The 2,979-nt window shown below is 71.2% G+C and carries 1 protein-coding gene and 1 pseudogene; both read right to left on the bottom strand.

The window, feature by feature from the left end:
* A pseudogene (locus ACFU99_RS39385) lies at positions 1-359 on the bottom strand (hypothetical protein); the annotation flags it as partial.
* 92 nt (positions 360-451) lie between these two features.
* On the bottom strand, positions 452-2,581 hold the full coding sequence (locus ACFU99_RS39380; protein ID WP_384402265.1) for a phosphocholine-specific phospholipase C: 2,130 nt from the start codon (positions 2,579-2,581) through the stop codon (positions 452-454).
* Positions 2,582-2,979 lie beyond the last annotated feature (398 nt).

The raw sequence follows: 2,979 nt of genomic DNA, 5'->3' as shown, positions 1-2,979 counted from the left end.
ACCTTGATCTGACCGGTGAGGGTCTTGCGTTCGGCGAGCAGGGTGCCGAGCCAGGTGCCGCTCAGGGCGGCGAAGCCGAGGGCCGCGGAGACGACGGCCGCGGCCCCGGCGAACACGCCGGAGGAGGCCGGTCGCACGGCGGCCTCCTCCTCGGACACGTCCTCGCCCTCCGCGTTGTCCTGCTCGTCGGCGTCGGCCTCCGTCTCGGTGACCTCGGAAATGCCCGCCTCGGCAGCACCCTCCTCCTTCACGGCGTCCTCGGCGCCCTCCTTCTTCGAGACCAGGGGCGTCTCATCGGCCGGGCCGTCCGTATCGGCGCCGGTCTTGGCTGTCTTCGTCTTGGTGCTGTCCGTGTCCATGGCCGCACACCGTAGGGGTACTTTCTGAGAGCCGTCTGAGCGTCCCCGCACAGACGGCCCATACCCCCTCCAAAGGCGGCCCACAGAAGGCGTCAGCCGGTGACCGACTCCTTCCCGTTCTCGATGTGCCCCATCAGCCGCCGCCGGAAGGTGTCGTCCTCCGCGACCGTGAGCAGCAGGTCGTACCAGCCGTGCGCCCGCGCCGCCTCGTAGGGCACGGTGCGGCTGCGGCCGGGTGCGAGGGCCACTCTCCGCGGGCGCGCGTGCGCGTGCCCGTACGCCTCGACGCCCAGCGTGAGCGTCAGCGGCTCGCTCCCCCGGTTCTCCAGGGTCAGGTGCAGCTCGCGCCGCCGGGTGTTGACGGCAGTGCTGACGTGCAGTCCGGCGGCGGCGCCCCGGTCGGTCCCGGAGTATTCGCGTCGGAAGCCGTTGGGGCCGGTGAGCGTGAAGTCGTACGCGCCCTTCTTGACCGGTACGTCCCAGGCGGCCTTCCCCAGGACGTCGCGGTGGCGCGGGGTCGCGTACTCCCCCGCGTACGGGTAGAGCGCGAAGTGCGCGCTGGCCGCGCCGGTGTTGTTCAGCGCGAGGCGGAAGACAGCCGCTTCAGGGTCGTACGAGCCGTGTGCGTCGGGCTGGTAGGGCAGCGGCCGGGCCGGGCGGACGCCCTCCTCCTGGTGCGGCATCTTCTGGTCGGCGGGAGGTTTGGGACTCCAGCGGCCGGTGAACGGGGGGATCGGTCCGGGGCGGTCGACGGCCGGCCGGGGGCGTCCGCGCGAGAAGTCGAAGGCGCCCGTCAGGTCGCCGCACACGGTGCGCCGCCACTCGCTGATGTTGGGCTCGCGCACACCCAGCCAGCGCTCCAGGAAGCGGGTGATGGAGGTGTGGTCGAACAGCTGGGAGCACGCGTAACCGCCGACCGTCCAGGGCGAGATGACGACCATGGGGACGCGGATTCCCAGCCCCACGGGGCGGTTCTTCCAGAACTCGTCCTTCGTTCCGTCCGGCGGAACGGGCGGCGGCACGTGGTCGAAGAACCCGTCGTTCTCGTCGTACGTGAGGAAGAGGGCGGTATGCCGCCACACGTCCGGGTTCTTGCCGAGCGCGTCGAGGACCTTGTAGACGAGGGTGGCGCTGGCGATCGGCGAGGACGAGCGGGGGTGCTCGGACTCGGCGGCCGACGGCACGATGTACGAGACCTGCGGGAGCTTGCCGGAGGCGACGTCGGCGGCGAAGGCGGTGGCCGTGGAGCCGGGTTCGCCGCGGTGCAGGGCGCGCCGGTAGAGGCTGCGCTCGTCGGCGGTCAGGGCGGCGACGCCCTCGGCGAGCAGTTTCTCCAGCTTCGCCCGTCCGGCGGTGTCGGCTGCGGCCAGCTTGCCGTAATAGGCGGTCATGTTGTGCACGCCGTCGACCTTGGCGAGGGCCTTGCGGGCGATCGCCTTGAAGCTCGCGTAGAACTCCAGGTTGTTGTCGGTGAAGTTGTCCCACTCCTGGTAGACCTGCCAGCTGTGGCCGGACCGCTGGAGCCGCTCGGCGTAGGTGGTCCAGGCGTAGCCAGGGTGGGTGTCCTCGTTGTACGCGTCGTTGCCGACGGCCCGCCCGCCGCCGTTCGGCTCGAAGCCGGTCCAGCCGCTGACCAGGTGGTTGCGGTTGGGGCTGGTGGAGGAGTGGATGGCGGAGTGGTAGGCGTCGCAGACGGTGAAGGTGTCGGCGAGCTCGTAGTGCAGGGGCATGTCGGCGCGGTCGTAGTGCGCCATGGTGGCGGCGGTCTTGGCGGTGACCCAGCCGTCCATCCAGCCGCCGCGCCACGCCTTGCCGCCGCCCTCCCAGCTGTGGTCGAGCGCCCCGATGTACTGGAGGTCCTTCTTCTGCGCGGCGGCGGCGTCGCGGACGGCGAAGGGCAGTACCGTCCCCACCCCGAGCGGTCCGGGCTGCTCGAAGATGCTCTTGCCGCTGGGGAGTTTGACGGCGTTGCGGTCGGCGTAGCCGCGTACGCCTCTCAGCGCGCCGAAGTAGTGATCGAAGGAACGATTCTCCTGCATGAGCACGACGACGTGCCGGATGTCGCCGAGGCCGCTGGGCTTGCCGCCCTTGTGTCCCCCCGTCATCGGCTCCGCCGCCAGGGCCTGCTGGAGCGACGGCGGAAGGAGCGACCCGGCCGCGGCCGCGGTGGCGGCGCCCGCGCCGAGTGTCAGTGCACGTCTACGCGTTATCTCGGATGACAAGCTCGACCTCCCAGTCGATGGCCAATGGTCCAGTGCTGTGCCATTGGAGACTCGGGGGGACCGTAGCGACGGGAGGTGGACGGGGGAAGACTTCGCACCGACACGGCGGTTACGAACTGGACGCCGACGCTCCGGGAGGGGCGGTCGGGCTGAAAAGGTCAGTCCGTACGGCCGGGCCCGTACGGGCAACGGCGTGGAAGCCCGTACAAGCCGGACAAGCTGCGGGCGGACGCTCGTACGGCCGGGCCCGTACGGGCAACGGCGCGGAAGCCCGTACAAGCCGGACAGGCCGCGGGCGGACGCTCGTACGGCCGGCGCCCGTACGGGCAGCGGTGCTGAGGCCCGTACGGGCCGAAAGGCGGCACCGTACGCGAGAGAGGGGCGGCCCTCCGCAGGCC

The organism is Streptomyces sp. NPDC057654, from assembly GCF_042800135.1.
Lineage (GTDB): Bacteria > Actinomycetota > Actinomycetes > Streptomycetales > Streptomycetaceae > Streptomyces.
This window is presented reverse-complemented; position numbering and strand designations above follow the sequence as displayed.